The sequence below is a fragment of the Agromyces rhizosphaerae genome (assembly GCF_027925245.1).
In the GTDB taxonomy this organism is placed as follows: Bacteria; Actinomycetota; Actinomycetes; order Actinomycetales; family Microbacteriaceae; genus Agromyces; species Agromyces rhizosphaerae.
This window is the reverse complement of sequence record NZ_BSDP01000001.1, coordinates 2,078,059-2,097,994: the sequence shown is the minus strand read 5'-3', so window position 1 is coordinate 2,097,994 and position 19,936 is coordinate 2,078,059. Positions and strand designations below refer to the sequence as shown.

General features: G+C 67.2%; 19 protein-coding genes and 1 pseudogene. 8 read left to right on the top strand and 12 right to left on the bottom strand.

All coding sequences use genetic code 11. From position 1 onward, the window contains the following. The first annotated feature begins 113 nt into the window (after positions 1-113). Positions 114-383 (top strand): DUF1876 domain-containing protein, encoded by a 270-nt coding sequence (locus tag QMG39_RS09870; protein WP_281884511.1) that lies wholly within the window; start codon positions 114-116, stop codon positions 381-383. Positions 384-719: 336 nt separating this feature from the next. On the opposite strand, the gene QMG39_RS09865 is transcribed toward QMG39_RS09870, so the two are convergent. The 12 genes from QMG39_RS09865 to QMG39_RS09810 all read right to left on the bottom strand — a co-directional run bounded on the left by QMG39_RS09865 (position 720) and on the right by QMG39_RS09810 (position 11,005). Continuing rightward, complete coding sequence (locus QMG39_RS09865; RefSeq protein ID WP_281887235.1) at positions 720-2,144, bottom strand: MFS transporter; 1,425 nt, start codon at positions 2,142-2,144, stop codon at positions 720-722. After that, a complete protein-coding gene (locus QMG39_RS09860) occupies positions 2,144-3,481 on the bottom strand; it encodes an NtaA/DmoA family FMN-dependent monooxygenase (RefSeq protein ID WP_281884509.1) in 1,338 nt (445 codons plus the stop codon). Before QMG39_RS09860 ends, QMG39_RS09865 begins: the two co-directional genes overlap by 1 nt. Beyond that, positions 3,478-4,185, bottom strand: a complete 708-nt coding sequence (locus QMG39_RS09855) for a cysteine hydrolase family protein (protein WP_281884508.1) — start codon at positions 4,183-4,185, stop codon at positions 3,478-3,480. Before QMG39_RS09855 ends, QMG39_RS09860 begins: the two co-directional genes overlap by 4 nt. Next, entirely contained in the window at positions 4,182-5,291 is a 1,110-nt protein-coding gene (locus tag QMG39_RS09850) for an LLM class flavin-dependent oxidoreductase (RefSeq protein ID WP_281884506.1), read from the bottom strand. The genes QMG39_RS09855 and QMG39_RS09850 overlap by 4 nt, the downstream gene beginning before the upstream one ends. 127 nt (positions 5,292-5,418) lie before the next feature. Continuing rightward, entirely contained in the window at positions 5,419-6,525 is a 1,107-nt protein-coding gene (locus QMG39_RS09845; protein WP_281884504.1) for an ABC transporter substrate-binding protein, read from the bottom strand. Between the two features lie 141 nt (positions 6,526-6,666). Further along, positions 6,667-7,608: an ABC transporter permease gene (locus tag QMG39_RS09840; RefSeq protein ID WP_281884502.1), complete on the bottom strand. Its 942-nt coding sequence runs from the start codon at positions 7,606-7,608 to the stop codon at positions 6,667-6,669. A gap of 9 nt (positions 7,609-7,617) precedes the next feature. Next, positions 7,618-8,457: an ABC transporter ATP-binding protein gene (locus QMG39_RS09835; protein ID WP_281884500.1), complete on the bottom strand. Its 840-nt coding sequence runs from the start codon at positions 8,455-8,457 to the stop codon at positions 7,618-7,620. Beyond that, complete coding sequence (locus QMG39_RS09830) at positions 8,458-8,931, bottom strand: flavin reductase family protein (RefSeq protein ID WP_281884499.1); 474 nt, start codon at positions 8,929-8,931, stop codon at positions 8,458-8,460. Further along, positions 8,928-9,542 carry an NADPH-dependent FMN reductase gene (locus QMG39_RS09825; RefSeq protein ID WP_281884497.1) on the bottom strand — a complete coding sequence of 205 codons (615 nt, stop codon included), beginning with the start codon at positions 9,540-9,542 and terminating at the stop codon, positions 8,928-8,930. The genes QMG39_RS09830 and QMG39_RS09825 overlap by 4 nt, the downstream gene beginning before the upstream one ends. A gap of 166 nt (positions 9,543-9,708) precedes the next feature. Beyond that, positions 9,709-10,191: a hypothetical protein gene (locus QMG39_RS09820; RefSeq protein ID WP_281884495.1), complete on the bottom strand. Its 483-nt coding sequence runs from the start codon at positions 10,189-10,191 to the stop codon at positions 9,709-9,711. Between the two features lie 173 nt (positions 10,192-10,364). Continuing rightward, positions 10,365-10,763 carry a type II toxin-antitoxin system VapC family toxin gene (locus QMG39_RS09815; protein WP_281884494.1) on the bottom strand — a complete coding sequence of 133 codons (399 nt, stop codon included), beginning with the start codon at positions 10,761-10,763 and terminating at the stop codon, positions 10,365-10,367. After that, complete coding sequence (locus tag QMG39_RS09810) at positions 10,760-11,005, bottom strand: type II toxin-antitoxin system Phd/YefM family antitoxin (protein ID WP_281884492.1); 246 nt, start codon at positions 11,003-11,005, stop codon at positions 10,760-10,762. The genes QMG39_RS09815 and QMG39_RS09810 overlap by 4 nt, the downstream gene beginning before the upstream one ends. Positions 11,006-11,356: 351 nt before the next feature. Here QMG39_RS09810 and QMG39_RS09805 point away from each other — a divergent pair, with 351 nt between their 5' ends. From QMG39_RS09805 to QMG39_RS09775, 7 genes and pseudogenes are all read left to right on the top strand, one after another. Further along, on the top strand, positions 11,357-12,037 hold the full coding sequence (locus tag QMG39_RS09805; protein ID WP_281884490.1) for a ScoMcrA-related endonuclease: 681 nt from the start codon (positions 11,357-11,359) through the stop codon (positions 12,035-12,037). Between the two features lie 309 nt (positions 12,038-12,346). After that, a pseudogene (locus tag QMG39_RS09800) lies at positions 12,347-13,346 on the top strand (IS481 family transposase). Between the two features lie 142 nt (positions 13,347-13,488). Continuing rightward, a complete protein-coding gene (locus QMG39_RS09795) occupies positions 13,489-14,817 on the top strand; it encodes a hypothetical protein (RefSeq protein ID WP_281884488.1) in 1,329 nt (442 codons plus the stop codon). Next, the gene (locus QMG39_RS09790; protein ID WP_281884486.1) at positions 14,814-16,151 is read left to right on the top strand and encodes a DNA methyltransferase; all 1,338 of its coding nucleotides are present in this window, start codon (positions 14,814-14,816) and stop codon (positions 16,149-16,151) included. The genes QMG39_RS09795 and QMG39_RS09790 overlap by 4 nt, the downstream gene beginning before the upstream one ends. Beyond that, positions 16,148-17,320, top strand: coding sequence for a hypothetical protein (locus tag QMG39_RS09785; protein WP_281884484.1), 1,173 nt, complete (start codon positions 16,148-16,150; stop codon positions 17,318-17,320). The genes QMG39_RS09790 and QMG39_RS09785 overlap by 4 nt, the downstream gene beginning before the upstream one ends. Further along, on the top strand, positions 17,313-18,476 hold the full coding sequence (locus QMG39_RS09780; protein WP_281884483.1) for an AAA family ATPase: 1,164 nt from the start codon (positions 17,313-17,315) through the stop codon (positions 18,474-18,476). The genes QMG39_RS09785 and QMG39_RS09780 overlap by 8 nt, the downstream gene beginning before the upstream one ends. Continuing rightward, complete coding sequence (locus QMG39_RS09775; protein ID WP_281884481.1) at positions 18,473-19,747, top strand: hypothetical protein; 1,275 nt, start codon at positions 18,473-18,475, stop codon at positions 19,745-19,747. The genes QMG39_RS09780 and QMG39_RS09775 overlap by 4 nt, the downstream gene beginning before the upstream one ends. Positions 19,748-19,936: the final 189 nt, after the last annotated feature.

Here is a 19,936-nt window from a genome sequence, read left to right as displayed (position 1 = left end):
CGTGCTGGTCGGCCCGCGTCAGTGCTGGCCCCCATTCCGGTGCATCGGACTCTGGCCGGGGTGCGGCCCCGTGGCTACGCTGGAGACGGAACCACAGGAAGGTGGTGAGTTCCATGTATGCGACGAAGCACTGGGACGTCACCGTCGAGATCGACGAAGAAGAGGACACCACGACCGCGCGCGCCAGCGTCGTCACCCCGTCGGGGCAGGACGTGACCGGCGTCGGCAAGGCCGACCGAAATCCGCACGACCCGAACGTGCCGGCCATCGGCGACGAGCTCGCCGTCGCCCGCGCGTTGCGCAACCTCTCCGAGCGGCTGCTGCACACGACCGAGCGCGACATCACGCACCTCACCGGCGAGCCGGCGCACGTGCACCGCTAGCGCGCGGCGTCCGCGTACGTACCGCCGGTTCTCGGCGGTCGCTGTAGCGAACACATGCAACGCGGGCGGAACCGCGGCGTGTCTGCATGTTTTCGCCGCCATCGGTCAGATCTGCATGTTTTCGCTACACCAGGCCAGGGGCGGGCACATTCACCGCGCGCGCCCGCCCGAAAACATGCAACGTCGGCGCAACCGCGGCGTGTCTGCATGTTCTCGCGGCGGATCTGACAGATCTGCATGTTTTCGGGAGGGGCGAGGCGGCTGACGCGCGCGCGGGGGACGACGTGGACACGGCGACGCGGGCGCCCGTGCGGGCGGGCGGGCCTGGTGCCAGGCTCAGCGACGGCGCAGCACCACGAGGAACCAGCCCATCGCGGCGATCGGCACCACGGCGAGCAGCGTGAGACCGGCCCAGGCACCGGCGAGTTCGGCGAGCGCGAAGACCGCGAGCGGGCCGACGGCGGCACCGATGTCGCCGGCGGTGCGGGTGACGCCGACGGCGGCGCCCGACGAGCGGCCGGGGAACACCTCGGCCGTCACGACGCTCGGCACCACGTTCGCGAGGCTCGTCGCGACGGCGTAGGCGATGATCGCCGCACCGAACCACCACGGTGATCCGAGCACGCCGAAGAGGAGCATCACGCCGCCCGCGCCGAGCGCGGAGACGACCACCACCGGCACCTTCGCGCCTGCGTCGACCCAGCGCCCGACGAGCGGCAGCGCGCCCGCGCTCGCGACGGTCCCGAGCGCGAACGCGATGCCGAGCGTCATCGGGGTCAGGCCGCCCACTTCGTACGCCAGCACCGGGATCAGCCCCTGCTCCCCCGCGAACCGCGCGAAGAACAGCGCGAACGACACGATGGCGAGCGCGACGAGCACCCGGCGCGTGTCGGCCGGGCGCGAGGGCGGCGGGGCGGCGGATGCCTCGGGCTCGCGTTCGGTGACGATGGCGGATGCCTCGGAGACTGAGGGGTCGACGGATGCCGCGGGCTCGCGTTCGACGACGCCGGCGCGTGCGTCGGCGGCCGACGCATCGACGGATGCCGCGGGCTCGCGTTCGTCGACCGCGGCACGGGCCTCGCGGGGCGACGCGTCGTCGCGCGCCTTCGCTCGCGGGGACCGGGCGGGCGCATCGGCGAGCGCCGACCAGTAGCCGCGCGCCGGCCGCACGAGGTCGATGCCGACCGCGACGAGTACGGGGACCGCCGCGGCGAGGAACGCGGCGGGCACGCCGCCGAGCGTTACGGCGACGCCGCCGAGCATCGATCCGACGGCGGCGGCGCCCATCTGCACGATGGTTGCCATCGCGATCACGCGACCTCGCCGCGCGGCGGGCGCCCCGGCGAAGAGCACCGCGAATCCGAGCGTGATCGCCGCGCCGCCGAGCAGGCCGGCCACGAGCCGCAGGCCGATGAGCCACGAGGCATCGCCGACGAACCCGGTCACCGCGGTCACGGCCGCGAGCAGCACCAGCACCGTCAGCACCATCGGCCGCGCGGGCAGGCGGCGCAGCGCCAGCCCGGCGGGCACGTTCGCGATCACGCGACCGATCGCGAAGGCGGCGATGATCGGACCGAGCAGCACGATCGGCACGTGCAGGTCGTCGACGAAGAGCGGCAGCACGGGCACGACCACGCCCCAGGTCATCTGGGCGGTGCCGATCAGCGCGCAGATCAGGAGCGCCTGGCCCATGCCCGGCCCGGTGTCGTGGTCGGGATCGGCGAGCTCCGCGCGCTCGGCACTCGCCGATCCCCGACGCATCACGCCGCCAGGTTCTCGCGCAGCAGCGCGCCCGACGTGCGCGGCGCGAGCGTCCCGCGGCGGGCGAGCTCGGGCACGAGCAACTCGGCGATGTCGGCGAGGCCCGACGGCGTCGGGAGCGGCGTCGTGAACATGTAGCCGCCACGGGAGCCGGTCGCCGCGAAGTTCTCCTCGAGCGCATCCGCGATCGACTCGGGCGTGCCGAGCACGGTGTTGTCGAGTCCGGTGGCGTGCTGCCAACCGTGCTCGAAGAACTCCGCGCGGCTCATCGCGTGGTCGGCGCCGTACTCGTCGACGAGCTTGCCGACGAGCCCACCGGGCGTGGCATGCGCGGCCGCAACCGAGGACGCCAGCTCCCCGAGCACGATCGTCGCGGGCAGCCCCGAGAAGTCGTACCCGGCGTTGTGCGAGAGGTAGGCGCCGACGGCGTCCTCGCTCCAGTACTCGAGCACCTCGTCGCGCCGCGCGAGCGCCTCGTCGTGGGTGCGCCCCACGATGACCTGCGTGGCCCAGAGGATGCCGACACCCGCGGGGTCGCGCCCCTCAGACACGAGCGCCTCGTCGAGCATCGTCCGGTGTCGCTGCTGCGCCGAGAGCGGCCCGCCGAACCCGAAGATCACGTCGGCGAACTTCGCCGAGGTCGCGATGCCGCGCGCCGAGTTGCCGGCCTGCACGAGCACCGGGTGCCCCTGCGGACTCGGCATGGAACTGAGCGGCCCCTTCACCTTGAAGAACGCACCGTCGTGGTCGATCGCCGACACCAGCGCGGGGTCGGCGAACCGCCCGGTCGCGCGGTCCATCAGGATCGCCTCCGGCGGCACCGAGTCCCACAGCGCGCGGCAGACGTCGATGAACTCCTCCATGCGCTCGTAACGCAGGCCGTGCTCGAGCAGCTGGTCGAAGCCGTAGTTCGCTGCGTCGGCGCTGCGGCTCGACGCGACGACGTTGAACGCGATGCGCCCGCCGGTCACGTGGTCGAGCGAGTTCAGCAGCCGCGCCACGTAGAACGGGTGCATGAACGTCGAGGAATACGTCAGCCCGAACCCGATGTCGCGGGTCGCGCCGGCCATCGCCGCGATGAACGGGCTCATGTCCTGCCGCGGCCACTGCACGCCCCACTCCACGGCCGGCGCGATCGAGCCGCCCCACGTGTCGGGAATCCCGCTGCCGTCGCCGAAGAACAGCAGGTGCATGCCCGCGCGCTCGGCGGTGACGGCGATCTCCTGGAACATCCGCACGTCGGGGAAGGTCCGCCCGACCCACGACCCCGGCCGGGCCCAACGACCCTCGGTGTGCGTGAACGACAGGTCGAACGCGACGTGCATCCCGCCGCTCATGCGACGACCTCGCCTGCGGGTGCGGTGACGGATGCCTCCGAGTCGGACGACGGCACGGAACCGCGCGCCCACACGTCGGCCACGGTGGCCACATCGCCGATCACGGCGACGTTCAGCGCGAGCGACTCCACGGCGGCCGCGTGCAGTTCGAGCGAGTACGCGGCGGTCGCGTCCTCGGCGAGCACGACCGGCCAGCCGAGCTGGATCGCATCCGTCGCGGTCGCGGCGACGCAGCATTCGGTGGTGAGGCCGGCGACGGCCACCCACTCGACGCCATCGGTGGTGAGCCGCTCGGCGAGGCCCGTGCCGAGGAACCCGCTGTAGCCGCGCTTGGCGAAGTGCGGCTCGCCCTCGGCGGGCACGACGCCGTACCACTCGGCACCGGGGGTGCCGACCACGCACGGCTCGTCGTCGCCCACCGGCCCGGACAACGATCCCGAGCGCAGCCACTTGCTCGCCTGCCACGGCTCGTCAACCGGGGTCGCGAGCTCGATCCAGTACACGGGCACGCCCGCCGACCGGGCGAGCGACACGAGCTCGGCGCACCGCGACACGGCCGCCGCCACGTGCGCCGACGCTGCCTCGTCGAGCCCGTAGCCCCCGAGGAACGCCGGGTCGCCGAACGAGCGCTGCACGTCGATCACGAGCAGGGCGGCGGCTTCGGGGCGCAGGGCCCCGAGCTGGCGGTGGAGCAGGTCGGTCACGATGCGACCTCGGCTCCCACGGGCTCGGTCGTCCCAGCGGCATCCGCCCCAGCACTTTCGGCCGCCCGCAGCGCCGGCAGCACCGTCTCGCCGAAGCGCGGCAGCCCCTCGAGGTAGTCGGGGAAGATCAGCATGAGCCCGTCGAGCTCGGCGCGGTCGAGGATGTCGAGGACCTTCTCCGACAGCGTCTCGGCCGACCCGGTGACGTACGGCGTCTGGAACGCCTCCTCGCCCTTCGCGCCCTCGGCCCAAGAGAGGGCGCGCTGGGCGTCCCACCCCCACGAGCGGCGCATGTTCGACAGCGCCTCGCGGTCGAGGCCCTCGCCGTAGCGCTCGGCGGTGGCCTCGGCCTCGGCGTCGGTGTCGCCCTGCACGATGGTCATCATCGAGTAGGTGCGCACGGTGCGGCCGTTGGCGGCGGCGCGCTCGTGCACGTCGCGCGAGAGGTCGCGCATGCCCTCGAGGGTCTCCGAGCCGAGGAAGGCGCCGTCGGAGTACTGCGCCTGGAACGCGCGGCCGCGATCGGAGCGGCCGGCGGAGATGATCGTGGGCCGCGGGTCGGGCAGCGGCCGCGACTCGCAGTCGGTGAGCGTGAAGAACTGCCCGTTCATCGTGACCGACGGCTCCGACCACAGGCGCAGCACGGCCTGGGTCCACTCCTCGGTCATGGCGTAGCGGTCGTCGTGGCTCATCGTGTCGTCCCAGATGCCCATCTGCTGGAACTCGTCGGCGTACGCGCCGTTGACGATGTTCATGCCCGCGCGGCCACCGCTGATCTGCTGCAGCGTGGTGAACACCTTCGCCGCGAACGCGGGGTTCTGCATGTTGGCGTGCACGGTCGCCCAGATCTTCACGCGCGAGGTCGCCTCGGCGAGGCCGGCCATCATCGTCATCGACTCGAGCGTCTCGCCCCAGTGGTCGGTGCTGCCGCCGAAGCCGCGCCACTTCGCCATCGCCATGATGAAGTCGAGCCCGGCGTCCTCGGCGAGGCGCGCCACCTGGCGGTTGTAGTCGTAGCTCGCGGGCGGGTACGGCGCCGTGCTCGAGATCATCCAGCCGCCGGCCGCGTTCGGCAGGAAGACGCCGTAGTCCTTGTGCTCACCCATCGTGATGGCTCCTGTGTCGTCGTGTCAGTTGAGGGGGTGGTGGCGGATGCCCCGGGCCGCACGCCCGGCGACTGCATCCGGTGCCGTTCGGGTCGTGGCCGGCCCGGGGCATCCGCTCACCTGCGCCTTACGGCGCCGGCCAGACCAGCTCGCCGTCGGCGAAGATCGCGTCGACGAACGAGGTGTCGAAGAGGCCGAGTGCGACGTCCTCGGGGAGGTCGTTCGCGAGCAGCGAGTAGTCGTTCAGCATGTCGACGATCGCCACCACGTTGTCGGTGTCGATCGCGCCGAGGTTCGTGCCCTCGGGCTGCGCGTCGCGCACGATGGCCGACTCGGTGTTCCAGATGTTGACGTTGTGGTCGACGTCGTAGCCCTCACCCGAGAGCTCGGCGGTGTACCCGACGCACTCCTCGGCGTTGTCCTCGCAGTACTCGAACGCGTGGAACACCGCGCGCAGGAAGTCCTCGACCACGGTCGGGTGCTCGGCGGCGAACTCGGGGTTGGCGGCGAACGCACCGAGCGACGACGGCACGCCGTAGTCATAGGGGCGCCACACGGTGACGTCCTCGCCGGCGGCGGCGAGCAGGTTCGGCTCGTTCGAGATGAAGCCGGTGAGCGAGTCGACCTGGCCGCGCGGCAGGATCGACGGGTCGTAGCCGACCACGACCTGCTGCATGCTGTCGACGTCGGCGCCCGACTCGTCGAGCATGGCCTGCACGGCCGGCGGCAGGCCGCCCTTGTGGCCGAGGATGGTGCCGTCGAGGTCGGAGAGCTCCTCGATGTCGGGCATCGTCATGAGGATCTCGAGGCCGACGTTCGAGTACGACGAGATGCCGACGAGCTCGATGCCGGTGTCGTAGGCCTGCAGCAGGTTCTGCTGGCTGACCGAGGTGAACTGCACCTGGTCGGATGCCACGAGCTGCGTGTTCGTACCCGTGTCGCCGGTGCCCGGCTGGATCTCGACGTCGAGGCAGAGGTCCTCGAAGTAGCCGAGCTCCTCGGCGGCGACCACGTCGAGGATCGACGCGGACGCCTGGTACTGGTAGCCGGTGAGGAACGTGATGCCGCCGGCGGCCTCGTTCTCGGCGCAGCGCTCGGCCGAGATGGCGGTCGAAGCGGCCTCGGTGGTGTCGTCGGCTGCGGTCTCCTCAGTGGCGCAGCCGGCGAGCGCGACGATCGCCGCGGTGGCGCCGGCGAGCGCGATGCCCGAGCGGGTCAGGGTTCGGCGGGACATGTGGTTCTCCTTCGGGGGACGTGCGCGGGGTGCGCGAAGGGCGCGTTCGGCCACGGGACGCGACGACGCGGTGGTGCGGTGCAGGGAGTGTGGTGCGGAATGGTGCGGTGGGTGGTGCCCGGGTGGGCCGGCGCGGCCGGCCTACTCCGGTTCGTGGCGGTGCGTGTCGTGCCAATGCAGCACGCGCCGCTCGACGGCGGTGACGATCGCGAGCAGGGTCGCGCCCATCAGGGCGAGGATCGCGATCGAGGCGTAGATGACCTGGAGCTGGTTGTTCGAGCTGGCCAGGCTGATGGTGGTGCCGAGGCCCTCGGCCGCGCCCGGGGCGAACATCTCGGCGACGACCGCGCCGACGATCGACAGCGGGAAGACGATCTTGAGGGCGGCGAACAGGAACGGCAGCGCGCTCGGCACGCGCACGTACCAGAGCAGCTCGGCCCGGGAGGCGTTGACCGTGCGGTAGAAGTGCAGCACCGGCGTCGGCACGGAGCGGAGGCCCACGGCCACGTTGATGAGGATCGGGAAGAAGCAGATCAGCGCGGTCACGATGAGCTTCGGCTCGGGCCCGAACCCGAACGCCACGACGAGGGCCGGCGCGATCGCCACGAGCGGGGTGACGTTCAGCACGACCGCGACCGGCATGACGGCTCGGCGGATGAGCGGCACCTCGCTGATCGCGATCGCGAGCGCCGACGAGCAGACGAACGCGATGACCAGGCCGATCAGCGCCTCCTGCAGCGTGATCCACGCGTTCTCGATGTAGAAGAGCGGGTTGCCGCTGAGGCTGCGCCAGACGTCCTGCAGCGGGGGCAGCAGGTACGGCATGTTCTCGGATCCGACCTGCCAGAGCACGCCGAGCACGAGCACCATGAGCGTGATCGGCACCCAGCGGCTCGGGCGGAGGAACTTCGGGAGACGGCGGGCGGATGCCTCGGAAGCGGCGGTCGTCTCGGGCGCGGCCGGGCTCGTGGCATCCGTCATCGCGGTGTTCTCGGACTGCTCGGCGCTCTCGGACTGCACAGTGGCATCCGTCGGCGTGGGCTCGTCGTCCATGCGGGGCGTGGAGGTGTCGATGGTGGTCATCCTCTGCTCCTAGGCGGCGTTCGGCAGGTCGGGCGAGTGCCAGGCCGACTGGAGGCGCTCGCGGATCAGGTCTTCGTAGTGGTGGAACTCGTCGCTCGTGAGCAGCTCGGCGCTGCGGGGGCGGGGCAGGTCGACGTCGATCACGTCGACGATGCGTCCGGGCCGGGGCGCCATGACGACGACCTGGTCGCTGAGGCGCACGGCCTCGGTGACCGAGTGCGTGACGAACACGACGGTCGCGGTGGTGTGGTCCCACAGGTCGAGCAGCTGCCCCTGCAGCGACTCGCGCGTGAACTCGTCGAGCGCCGAGAACGGCTCGTCCATGAGCAGCACGTCGGGCTGGAGGCCGAGCGCGCGCACGATCGCGACGCGCTGCTGCATGCCGCCGGAGAGCTCGGGCGGCAGCTTGTGCATGGCGTCGCCGAGGCCGACGTCGCGCAGCAGCTGCTCCATGTCGGGCATGGGGCGGGCGGCGGATGCCCCTGCCTTGCGCTTGCGCGATGCGCGACGGTTCACGCGGTGCGGCAGTGTCACGTTGTGCAGCACGTTCAGCCACGGCAGCAGCGCCGGGGTCTGCGGCACGAAGCCGATGTGCTTGCCGTCGCACGCCGCGGCCGGCGACTCGCCGAACACCTCGACGCTGCCGGCATCCGTCGCCTCGAGGTTCGCGATGAGACGGAGCAGCGTCGACTTGCCGCATCCGCTCGGCCCGATGACGCTCACGAACCGGCCCGCGGGGATGTCGAGCTCGACGTCGTGCAGGGCGACCATGCGGGTGCTGCCGGTGCCGTAGACCTTGCGGGCCCCGTCGATGCGGATCGCGGGTGCGGAGAGATCGTGCGGGGCCATCTAGACCAGCCTCCTGAAGGTGCGGTTGTGGTAGACGAGGGGTTCGCGGTCGCTGTGGATCACGTCGTCGACGGCGATGAGCAGCATGAGGTGGTCGCCCGCGGTCTGGCGCAGCTCGACCCGGCCGAGGATGGTCGCCATCGCGTCGGCGACGACCGGCACGTCGACGTGGTCGGGGTGCAGGTCGACCGCGGCGAACTTGTCGGCGCCCTTGGTGGCGAAGTGCTTCGCGAGGTCGCCCTGCCCCTCGGCGAGGATGTTCACCGCCACCTGCTCGGTCGCCGCGAAGGCGCCGTAGCAGTCGGCCGTGTCGGCGAGGAAGACGGTGACGAGCGGCGGGTTGCTCGAGACCGAGGTGAAGCTGTTCGCGGTGAAGCCGTAGCGGCGGCCGTCGTGCACGGTGGTCACGAGGGTGACCGGGGTGGCCATGTGGCCGAGTGCGCGGCGGAGCGGGTCGGGGGCCGTCATGGTCATGCGTGCACCTCCTCGGCGGCGGGGGCCGCGGGGGTCGTGGCGGTCGCGGGGGCGGATGCCTCGTCGGCGGGCGTGCCCCCGGTCGCGGTCGTGGCTGCCGCGAGGGCGTGGATCAGGGGCATCCGCTCGCCCACCCACTGCGCGATCGCCTGATCGCGGGCCTCGGGGTCGGCGGCGTGCGCCTCGAGCATGCCGAGCGCGCCGAGCGGCGTGGACGCGCCGACCTCGTGCAGCAGCGGGGTGAGGTGGAACTCGCCGGTGACGTGCGCGTGGGCCGGCGAGCCGGCGACCGTGACCGGGATCGCGGCGACGCCCGCGAGCGAGGTCGGGCCGTAGCCGTCGATGAAGCCCTTGAGCAGGCCCGTGTAGCTGCCCTTGTAGGAAGGAGTGGCGACGACCACGAGGTCGGCGGATGCCACGAGCTCGCGCTGGGCCGCGGCATCCGTGTCGCCCCACTCGAGCACCTTGCCGCCTAGCTCGGCGAGCTCGATGACGGTGGTCTCGGGGGTGGTGCCGGCGGCCTCGGCGATGGCGTCGGCCAGGGCGGTGGCCGTTGCCGTGGTCTTGGATCCGGCTCTGGGGTTGCCGGAGAGTACGACGATCGAACGCATTGGAGCCTCCACGACTCAATCCATGGGTCTGGTGTGTGTGGAGAGCGTGCAGGGCGAATCGGTGCGGCGAGTGCCGGTGCGATGTGCCCTGCGGAGGTCCAACTGGGTACGACTGTAGGCGGGTGCTGTTTCGCGAATCTCGCGGCTGTGTTTCGTGCTCATGAACTCATGGGCGGTGTGCCGGCGTGGTGCCCGGGCTGGCACTGGTGTCTCCGTCGTGGAGTGTCGAGAGGGTCTGGCTGTCCACGTCGTACAGCAGCACCTCGACGCCGAGGTCGCGGGTGGCGACCGTGGTCCACCCGTTCGGCACGAACGCCTTCGCGACCGTCGGCGTGATGCAGAGCGCGAGCCGCGCCTCGGGGAAGAGCGCCTGCTTCACCCACGCGAGCTTGAAGAGGTTGGCGGTCACGCGATTGCGGTGGGCCGACTTGAACTCCCCGGTGTTGCCGACGAGCTGCACGAACACGCTGCCGTCGCGGGCCGCGCCCTCGACCTCGAACCGGGTCTGCTCGTCGACGGTGATGCTCGCCGGCGTGAGCTCCTGCCGGAGCTGCGCACCGAGCGCCCGGAGCATGCCCGACTCGATCGAGTCGTCGGGGAACCGGCTCCTGGCCGGCTCCACCACGATGGTGCGAGTCGGAGCCGTCATGTGGCTCAGGCTAGGCGGGCGGTGTTACGCGATGATTTCGCCGACGTGCGTGAGACCAATGGCCGTGCGTAGCGAGAACATGCAACGCCGGCGGGACCGCGGCGAGTCTGCATGTTCTCGCCGCCAAGTGTCAGATCTGCATGTTCTCGCTACGCGAACCGCCTGCGAACAGGTCAGGCCACGCCGGGCGCCTCGACTGCGAGCCCCTCGAGCCGCGCGGCATCCGTCTGGCGGGTGTCGAACGTGATGAGCGCCTGCGCTTCGATCGAGAGCGCGGTGGCGATGTGGATCGCGTCGAGGGTGCCGAGGTGGCGGTGCGCCAGCCGGCCGGCGAGCTGCAGGATGCCCTCGGTCAGCCGGATGACACGGAACGGGCGGAGCACGGGCTCGACGTGGTCTGGTTCGATGTCGAGCCGGATCGCGAGCCGGCGCAGCTCGGTCACGGCGATCGTCGAGATGGCGATCGTGTCGCCAGCGGCATCACGCTGGGCGAGGTGCTCACGGAGCGTCGCCGACTCCGCCTCCTCGACGAGCAGCTTCGCGAGCGCGGACGTGTCGACCGCGACGATCATCGGTCGCCGCGGAGTGCGATGAGCGCCTCGAGCGCCGACTCGTCGCGCGTCACTCCGACCGGGAACCGCATCGGACCGCCTGCCCGATGCAGCGTGAGTTCGTCGAGCGGCGTGCGATCCGCCGGAGTGAGCACGCCGACCGGCTCACCGCGACTCGTCACCTGGAACGATTCCCCTGCGGCGAGCGCGCGCATGATCGCGCCCGAGTCGTTGCGCAGTTCACGCTGGCTGATCGTCCGCATGGCGCGAGTGTAGCACCTACGTAGCACATGCGCTCGGGCCCGCCGAGCGCCTGGAAACATGCAACGCCGCCGGAACGGCGGCGTGTCTGCATGCTTTCGCGGAGGAACGGTCGAATCTGCATGCTTCCGGGAGGGCAGGCGGGACGGACGGCAGTGTGTGCGCCTCGGCGAGATCGTGGTGTTCGACCGCTCGGGCGACGAGCTCGAAGAGGAGTAGGGCAGCGGATGCCTCGTGCGGGCGTCGGCGCGTGCAGCCGGCGCCCGGCACCGGCATCCGTTCTGCGCACCTCGGGGCTGTCGCTTCCTGCCCGGCCTCGGTGTCGCTCAGCTTGCTCGGGTATCGTCCCTCGGGTGTTCTCGTACACCCACCTCACCGATCGTTCCGCCGTCGACCGCGCGCTCGAGGAGTTCGACCGTCTCGGGCGCGCCACGTTTCTGCAGGCGCACGGGTTCGACGAGGACCGCGACTACTTCCTGGTGACCGAGTCGGGCCGCTACGACTCGAAGGCGATCTTCGGTGTGGCCTTCCACAACCAATTCGGCGTGAAGCCCGGCCCCGACGTCTTCAGCGGCGGCCGCACCGGCGCCGCCGGCCGCCTGGCCGAACTCGGCTACATGATCGAGGGCATCGACGACCGCAAGGCCCGCCAGACCTTCCTCACCTTCGACGAGGCGCTCGAGGCGCGGCCTCTCCCGCTGGGCAACGTCGACGCCGCCCGCCGCTTCCTCTCCCGCCGCGACGACGCCGAGTTCTACGTGCCCGCGTCCGGGGCATACATTGCCGCCGTCCCCCGCAAGGGCAACGCGACGGCCTTCATCCACAGCGACTACATATCGTGGCGCACCTCGAAGGGCGAGGCGGAGCTGACGGCGCTCACTGTGGCTCGAGCTCGTGCCGCCGGCTCGTCCCGCGTGGCGGGCACCACTCGTGCGCCTCGCACCCCGCGCGTCGTCGTCCCCGAGCGCGTCGAGTCGATCTGCCCGACCTGCACGATGGTGCTCCCGGTCAGCGGCGAGTGCGAGTTCTGCTAATGGGTACCACGTGCTACCACGCTGACTAAGTCCCGTCTGGTCATTGGCAAGGGGCAACCACGGACTCCACCACTTGGGAAATACTGGCGTCGCACACACTGATAGTTAACCACTCACAACGACGGCTCCCCTCCCTCGCCCGCGGTCAACGGAACGGCGGGTCCAAACCCTCCTACCCCCAGCTACACGATTGGCCGCGCCCTAGGTGTAGTGCCCAGGGACGTTGTTTGACCTGGATGCCGTGATGTGACGAGAACCTCCCGGCAGAGTGGAGCTGCTACCACTACCGCTCTGAACCGGGAGGTTCTCGTGTCCCACGCTAATGCGGCGTTGACGCCGCGCCATAGACTCCGGCTGGCAACTCGGATCGTTGACGACGGCTGGTCGATCGCGGCTGCGGCCGCGTACTTCCGGGTGTCGTATCCCACCGCTGCGAAGTGGGCGCGCCGATATGTCGAGCTCGGCCCTGCTGGCATGGCTGACCGGTCCAGTCGGCCGCACTCGCACCCGAACAGGAAGCCGCAGCCGATCGTGAAGAAGATCGTCCATCTGCGGATCAGGAAGCGGCTCGGCCCGGTGCAGATCGCTGGTCGACTGGGGCTGAGTGCGTCGACCGTGCACGCAGTCCTCGTCCGCTGCCGATTGAATCGTCTGTCCCATGTCGATGTGCGAACCGGTGAGCCGGCTCGACGCTACGAGCACGAAACGCCGGGCGCGCTGATCCATGTCGACGTGAAGAAGCTCGGCAACATCCCCGACGGCGGCGGCTGGCGGTTCGTGGGGCGGGCGCAGGGCTACCGGAACCGATCGGCCACGGCAAAGCAGACCGGGCGCCGTGGCATTGCTGGCGACCACATCACCGGTCACGCATTCGTCCACACCGTCATCGACGATCACTCCCGCGTCGCGTACGCCGAGATCCACGACGATGAACGCGCCGCCACCGCCATCGGCGTCCTCCGCCGTGCGACGTCCTGGTTCGCCGACCGCGGCGTCACCGTCGAACGCGTGCTGTCGGACAACGGCTCCGCCTACCGCTCACACGCATGGCGGCACGCCTGCCACGACCTCTCGATCACGCCGAAGTTCACCCGCCCCCGCCGCCCGCAGACCAACGGCAAGATCGAACGCTTCCACCGGACAATGGCCGACGGATGGGCCTACTCGAAGCACTACAACTCCGAGTCAGCCCGCCGCCGCGCTCCCCGCCTGGCTGCACTTCTACAATCACCACAGGCCCCACACCGCCATCGGGAAGCTCCCACCCATCAGCCGGATCTCCAACAACCTGCCTGGGCACTACACCTAGGTCATGCACCACTGGGAGCCGCCCACGCCCTCCACACCCAGCGCTGGTTCGCGGCTCCAGGCAGCCGCGGCGGTGCGGGCAGCCGATGTCTGAGACGCGTGATTTGATGTTCGAACGAGACCAACACGCTAGCGACGGGCCTATGACCAGCACTCTCCTTCGTACCCAGGAATCGATGTTGCGAGAACTCGATTCACGCGTCGAGTTTGCGATGCGGCCCGATCTCGCGTCGCTCGTCCACTGGAAGCAGAACAACACGGCTCCTGTTCATCGCTGGTACCGCTACAGGGAGGGATTCTCACCTAAACTGATCGACGTACTCGGTCTTGGCGATCGGATTCTTGACCCTTTCGCTGGGAGCGGATCCGTCATGGTTGGCGCCGCTGAGCGAGGGCTCTCTTCCGCCGGCATCGATGTCAACCCCCTCGCCACGTTCGTCGCGGGTGTCAAGCTTGCGCCACTGTCGCGTGAACAGATCGCCATGGTCGGAGCGCACATCGAACTGATCCAAAGCGGGCGGTTCGCCACTGAAGAGTGGCCAATACCGGCGCTCAACATCGCCCACAAGCTCTTCGAGCCGACCATCATGACGGCGATGATGCAGCTTCGTCGGACAATCGAAGACCACGTAGATGACGACGCGGTGCATCGGTATCTCTTGCTCGCGTGGATTTCGTCGCTTGAATCCGTCGGCAGCTACTTCAAAGAGGGCAACGGCATCAAGTACCGCAACATGAAGCGCGCCCCGATCTCGTATGTTCGTAGACCAGAAGGTGAGTGGCAGCGCGCCCGTTTCGGAGATGATCAACGCGCATTCGCAGTACAGACGTACACGCGTCGTCTACAGGACATGCTCGAGGACGAAGGACGAATCGATCGCGGAGCGTGGTCACCGCAGCGCATCGAGACTGGCAACGCGGCCGAGGTCCTTCCTAACTTGCATGGGGAGATGGACTCGATTCTGTTCTCACCGCCATATGCGAACCGCTTCGACTACTTCGAAGCACTCAAGGTCGAGTTGTGGTTCGGTGGGTTCGTCTCGACATACGAGGAGCTAAGAAAGCTCAGAAAGTCTTCAATGCGGTCGCACCTCGCCTCGGACCTCACTCAACCATCCGCAAGTCTCGAAGAACTCAGCGGTCTGATCGCGCTGATGGACGAGAGTTCCTACGCAATGCGAACTCGCGTCCCTGGGCTCCTAGCTGGATACTTCGACGACATGCGCAAGGTCTTGGAACAGTGCCGGCGTCTCTTGGCAAGGGGTGGCAGGGTATTCGTGGTAGTAGGCAACTCTGCATATGCAGGCGTCATTGTCCCCTCCGACGCCCTCATCGCTGAGATTGGCCGACGAGTGGGCTTCTCCAACGTTCGCGTTTCGGTGGTTCGACCGCTAGCGGTCGCCCCGCAGCAGAGGCTCCGCCTCGATGGGCTCTCTCAGTACATGCGGGAGAGCGTGGTGGAACTCTGGTGACGCTAGCACTCGACCCCGCGCTCGAAACGGTCATCGAGTTTCCTGACCCCAACCCAGGTGAGGACGGCGGGATCGTCACCCTCTCGTTGACGAACCGGACGAACGGCCTCACACACGGTCTGCACCGTTTTCCCGCCAAGTACATTCCGCAGCTTCCGAGGTGGGCCATCGCACAGTATGGCAATGCCGACTCGCTGATCTTGGATCCTTTTGCCGGATCAGGTACAACCGCAGTTGAAGCATCTGCGGCTGGAATTCGGTCCATGTCGCTAGAGCTCAATCCACTCTCTCGCCTCATCATCGGAGCGAAGACCTCGCTGCCTGGACTATCGAGGCTTTCAGAATTGCTCCGGGAAGTGGAATTGAAGGCTTCGTTTGCCAGCGCTCGATTGGTCACGCCAATATCAGGCGTATCCAACTTCGAGCACTGGTATGACCGAGAGAACTGGGCGGCGTTGTCACGCCTCAAGCAAGGCATATTGGCAGTGGACGCAACGCTTGAAGAACGACGATTTCTTCTTGTGATGTTCAGCTCGATACTCCGGGCGACTTCAAGAGCCGACGACCAGTCGCAGAAGACTTACGTCTCGGGCACGAACCCCAAGACGCCTATCTCCGTTCAAGACGGCTGGGCCATTGCAGTCCGCCGTGCAAGGAGCGCCCTCAGGGACGCAGAGAGTGCTTCGTGGTCAAATGGGCTCGCCGCAGTGCCGGAGGACGGTGACGCCCTCAGAGTTCCGACGCATGCTGGCACGTTTGATCTCGCCATTACCAGTCCGCCGTACATGGATTCGGTCGACTACCCTTACAACTTGATGCTCGAGCACTTCTGGCTGGCCGAAGAAATCGGGATCCCGTCACGTGCAGCATTCAATAGCCTCCGAGCGGGCCAAGTTGGCGCCAAGGTAAGAGCGTCGAACAACAACCCTCCCGCATCCGTCAGCTCGATCGACTTTGACCAGTTGCCGGCGCACAGGCTGCCCGCCGCTATCGAATATTTCGTTACCATGGATCAGCATTTCGCATCCATGCGCGCTGCACTCCGGGATGGCGCTCGATACGTGATGGTGGTTGGCAACTCATCGACTTCGACTGGTCGGATTCCCTTGCATAGCGCGCTGTGTGATTTGGCAGCGGCACACGATCTTGGTCTTGAGTATTCGTTTGCTTATCGGGTACGACGTCACTACATGAAGTTCCCTCGCGCGGGGCGAGGAGGAATCATTCTGTTCGACCGAGTGCTAGTTTTCAGAGCGGGCCACGCGGCGATGCTTGACGCGTCCAAACTCGGGACACCCGATACATACTTGGCGCCGGGGGAGGTTGCACATTGAACTACTGGAGAGTAGCCAGCTATGGCTATCCGAACCCTTTCGACGGACCCAAGCCCAAGCTGACGTGGGACCTCCTTCTCTCGTTCGAGGAGAACCAGTCGTACAACAAGGTGAAGGCACAATGGGGTGAATCCGCGACCAACCGGATGACGCCGCACGCGGTGGAGAGCCGGAAGTCCTCGTTCGAGGAGTTCGGGCTGCTATACGTCGAGTCTGGCTCTGATCTCATAAACATTACGCCCGGGGGTCGACAGCTAATTGAAGCGGGGCTCTCGGGCGACGAAGAGACCTTTGCGTGGGTTGGTTTGAGCCTGCTAGCAAGATTCCCGCTTGCGGGTCCGCCAAGATCGAGGCGCACTGCCAACGAAGAGGTGGGTTTCCCCATCTATGGCTTCCTGATGACTGCGCTCTGCGAGCTGGATGACTACCTCTGGTTCGCTGAGCTCTTGCAGGTCATTTCTGCGGTTACGACCACCCATGGGGCCCGCACTGCCGTGGAGCTAGTGTCTTCAAGCCGGGTGAAGCCAGAATCGTACCCGGCGTTGCGAGAGCTTCCCGACATCAAGGGCGCTGCGTACAACTCCATGAATCAGATCCTGAACCATGTAGGCCTTGCCGGACTCACTCTTGCATCAGAACGCGAGGTCTCGCCCTATAGTGGTGAGCCTTCCAGAAGGGACGTTGTCCGAGCAAGCTACCGCGAGATGCTAAGACTAGTAACAGGCACCCGGGCGGCACTGAATCCGTCCGACGATTGCGCACCGACTGGGCAGTTCATCGATCGGCTTGCTTCCGTCCCAGGATTCACCGATGAAGTTGATTACTTCGAGTACCTCGGAGCTGCGGTGCCGCCGATCGGGCAAGCGCGTTCTGCACTCGCAGCTGAGCTACCAGAGGTGCTGTTCGGCGACGAGAGCGTGAGCGTCCTGACTGAGCAGGTTCACTACGAGCGAACTCATGGCGGCGTGCGAGGGGACCTGTCCTTGCTTTGCCGCCTGAGCCGCAATCAGCGGCTTGTTCTCAGCCACGACCGAGAGTGGACGTACCGAGTGCGCGACAAGATTCGAAACGACTCCGGCGGTGTGGATCTCTCGCTTGCGAGGTCGAAGCCGCTCATCGACCTGGAGTATGTCATTCCGTACTTTTCAGATGAGGTGAGTGATGCCTGACCTTAGCGACGCGGGACTCGTTAGCCAAGGTACGATTCCTCCAGACGAGTTCTGGTCCGCGATCGATCGTACAGCCGAAGTCGCGCCTTACCCCATCGAAACTCCCTCAGACATCGTGGAGCGCATTAGGGCTGCCGCCCAGGACCTGGTCGTATCGGATGCCACCCTCATGCAGTGCGTGGCGGCGATCATTGCCGGAAACCTCGTCCTCCAAGGCCCCCCGGGAACTGGGAAGACATCGCTTGCTAGTGCATTGGCGACCGCATTCGGCGCTCAGGCGACGGTTGCGACCGCGCGCGAGGACTGGACCACGTATGACACAGTCGGCGGGCATGAGCTCGTTGTCGATGCGAGTGGCGCAGAGAGGCTGGTGCCCCGGCACGGTCATTTCACTCGTGCGGCAATCGATTGCGCCGGATTCGTCGCGCGGAATCTCGATGACGAGCAGGTGAACCCGCATCAGGCTCGTTGGCTGATCTTGGACGAGTTGAATCGCTGCGAGCCAGACCGTGCATTCGGAGAGCTATTCACTGTGCTGGGAGGCGGCGGCATCGACAATGGTTCCATGCCGCTCAGGTACGAGCCGGCTAGCCCTCTGCTCACCGTGCCCGCGCGCTTTCGCATCCTCGCAACAATGAACTCGGTAGACAAGCAGTTCGTTAACTCGCTAAGCATGGGCATCCGGCGCCGGTTCACCTTCATTACCCTTGACGTACCTCCACCGCTCGCGGAAACCGAGACCTGGCGGCACGGAGACTCGCTTGCATCGCGGGAGTATCTTGCAGCGCGATCCTTGGTCAAACCCGAGGGAGAGGATGTCGCCGCTCTGGACGACGCCCTCGGGAAGCTATTTGGCGAGTTGGCCAAGGCCCGGTACGCCAACACCGAGAGCAAGTTCCCCTACGTGCCGGTGGGTACTGCCCCGATCCTGGAGGCATGTAGGCTCGCCGCGATCTACCGATCAAACAATCCCAGCAGTTCGTGGCACGCAAGTCTCGACTGGGCGGCCTCAGTGAAGATCGCCCCCCTGTTCGAGACTGACTTCGAACAACCAGAGAAATTGGCTGTCTTTGCTACAGAGGTGAGTTCTGCGTTCCCGCTCTTCGCACGCGAGCTCCGAAGAGTTGAGACAGCGGGCCTGTCGTACATCGCATGAGCCTCGAGCAGCTCAAGGCGACCGTCCTGGAGCAGTGTTTGCCCCTACTGGCGACTAAGCCATCTGACCAGTCCGTTGAACTGGGTGCGATGTCTGCGCCGGCGCATCGCGTCGAGACGGTTGATGGGCTCCGCGCTTACCACGTCGAGTTCACGTTTCGACGTCTTCTAGCGGCGACACCCGCGCTGATCAGCGCCGTGGAGGCGGTGGCCAAGCTGCCCTCGCGAACCAGAAGACGTGAGGTTCGTGAGGAGCGCGAACTGGTCGGCGCATTGCATGTTCCGCTGTATACGAGAAGGAGGCTCGAGGGCAACACGCGTCGATCTTTCCCGGTCCTGGTCAGTCGAGTAGTGCACGACACACCCGAGAATCGCCTCACGCTTGGCCTGATTCGCTCGGTCTGTCGCGTACTGCGCGCGCATCCATTTCCGCGTTCGACCGCGGAGGCCGCACTAAGCGGAACGCATAGCGCGAAGCTAGAACGCTTGTCTGGGTACGCTGCGTTTCGGGATGTGAATGTGGCAGGCGTTCGAGCGAGGGACATCAGCAGTACGCGGTATCGCGTAGCGCGGCGACTGACCGCCAACGACGTGGCCTACCAAGGAATCCTCAGATGGTTCGATGAATGGGTAGCACTATCACCGGGCCTAACAAGTGACACGAGCACCTTGGTCGACTTGATGCTGCCGGCCAGCAACACCTACTGGGAGAAGGTGTTCGAGGTGTGGTCCCTTCAGATGGTTCGGGAAACGCTGACACACGCTGGTTGGGTTGGTCCAACGGACTGGAGTCTGAACACCCGAGGATCGCCCCGACCGGTCGCGACAGTTCGCCGCAGCGATCGGGAAGTGGCCGTTTACTTTCAGACGCAGCTTCCTCTTGGGCAAGGGGAGTGGGCCCACGACACGGGCAAGAGGCTTCGAGGGATTCCCGACCTGACGCTCACGTCGGGAGACTTGTCCCCCATGCTTATCGATGCAAAGTGGCGCTATCAAACGGGGGACCGCACTCCTAGTGAGGAGCAGTACAAGATGCTCGGCTATGCGGAGAATTTCCGTAATGCTTTCGATGCCAGTGGGTTCAACGGAGTACTTATCTTCCCCGCCGATCGGCGGGACACGGGGCACTTGTCACGTGGCGAGTCTGGTCAGCTCACCACTCTGAGGACCGACCTTTCTCTGGTGGATGTCCGGCGAGAGCTGAACGTCGCGATCGACTACTGGCTCGATCCGCCCCAGTCGGTGAATGCTGATGTGTCGCCCGACACGTGACATCGTTGCGCGTCTGTTGGAGGAACCTCGGCGACTCTTTCCGAGCACCGAAACGCTGCCGGGCAACAGTTTGAGAATCGACATGGAGTCCACGGCTCACGTCGGACGGCCCCGCGGAATGTCAGCTGCGACCGGCGCGCTTCCTCGCGCCGTGGGAGTCAGCGTCACCATGACGCGCTCGGTGACGCG

Bases quoted from the DNA above. Each gene is read 5' to 3' on its own strand.
- QMG39_RS09810 (WP_281884492.1), bottom strand. From the start codon at position 11,005: ATGCGGACGATCAGCCAGCGTGAACTGCGCAACGACTCGGGCGCGATC.
- QMG39_RS09835 (WP_281884500.1), bottom strand. From the start codon at position 8,457: ATGGCCCCGCACGATCTCTCCGCACCCGCGATCCGCATCGACGGGGCC.
- QMG39_RS09865 (WP_281887235.1), bottom strand. From the start codon at position 2,144: ATGCGTCGGGGATCGGCGAGTGCCGAGCGCGCGGAGCTCGCCGATCCC.
- QMG39_RS09820 (WP_281884495.1), bottom strand. From the start codon at position 10,191: ATGACGGCTCCGACTCGCACCATCGTGGTGGAGCCGGCCAGGAGCCGG.
- QMG39_RS09870 (WP_281884511.1), top strand. From the start codon at position 114: ATGTATGCGACGAAGCACTGGGACGTCACCGTCGAGATCGACGAAGAA.
- QMG39_RS09845 (WP_281884504.1), bottom strand. From the start codon at position 6,525: ATGTCCCGCCGAACCCTGACCCGCTCGGGCATCGCGCTCGCCGGCGCC.
- QMG39_RS09860 (WP_281884509.1), bottom strand. From the start codon at position 3,481: ATGAGCGGCGGGATGCACGTCGCGTTCGACCTGTCGTTCACGCACACC.
- QMG39_RS09840 (WP_281884502.1), bottom strand. From the start codon at position 7,608: ATGACCACCATCGACACCTCCACGCCCCGCATGGACGACGAGCCCACG.
- QMG39_RS09850 (WP_281884506.1), bottom strand. From the start codon at position 5,291: ATGGGTGAGCACAAGGACTACGGCGTCTTCCTGCCGAACGCGGCCGGC.
- QMG39_RS09825 (WP_281884497.1), bottom strand. From the start codon at position 9,542: ATGCGTTCGATCGTCGTACTCTCCGGCAACCCCAGAGCCGGATCCAAG.
- QMG39_RS09795 (WP_281884488.1), top strand. From the start codon at position 13,489: ATGACCAGCACTCTCCTTCGTACCCAGGAATCGATGTTGCGAGAACTC.
- QMG39_RS09780 (WP_281884483.1), top strand. From the start codon at position 17,313: ATGCCTGACCTTAGCGACGCGGGACTCGTTAGCCAAGGTACGATTCCT.
- QMG39_RS09815 (WP_281884494.1), bottom strand. From the start codon at position 10,763: ATGATCGTCGCGGTCGACACGTCCGCGCTCGCGAAGCTGCTCGTCGAG.
- QMG39_RS09830 (WP_281884499.1), bottom strand. From the start codon at position 8,931: ATGACCATGACGGCCCCCGACCCGCTCCGCCGCGCACTCGGCCACATG.
- QMG39_RS09775 (WP_281884481.1), top strand. From the start codon at position 18,473: ATGAGCCTCGAGCAGCTCAAGGCGACCGTCCTGGAGCAGTGTTTGCCC.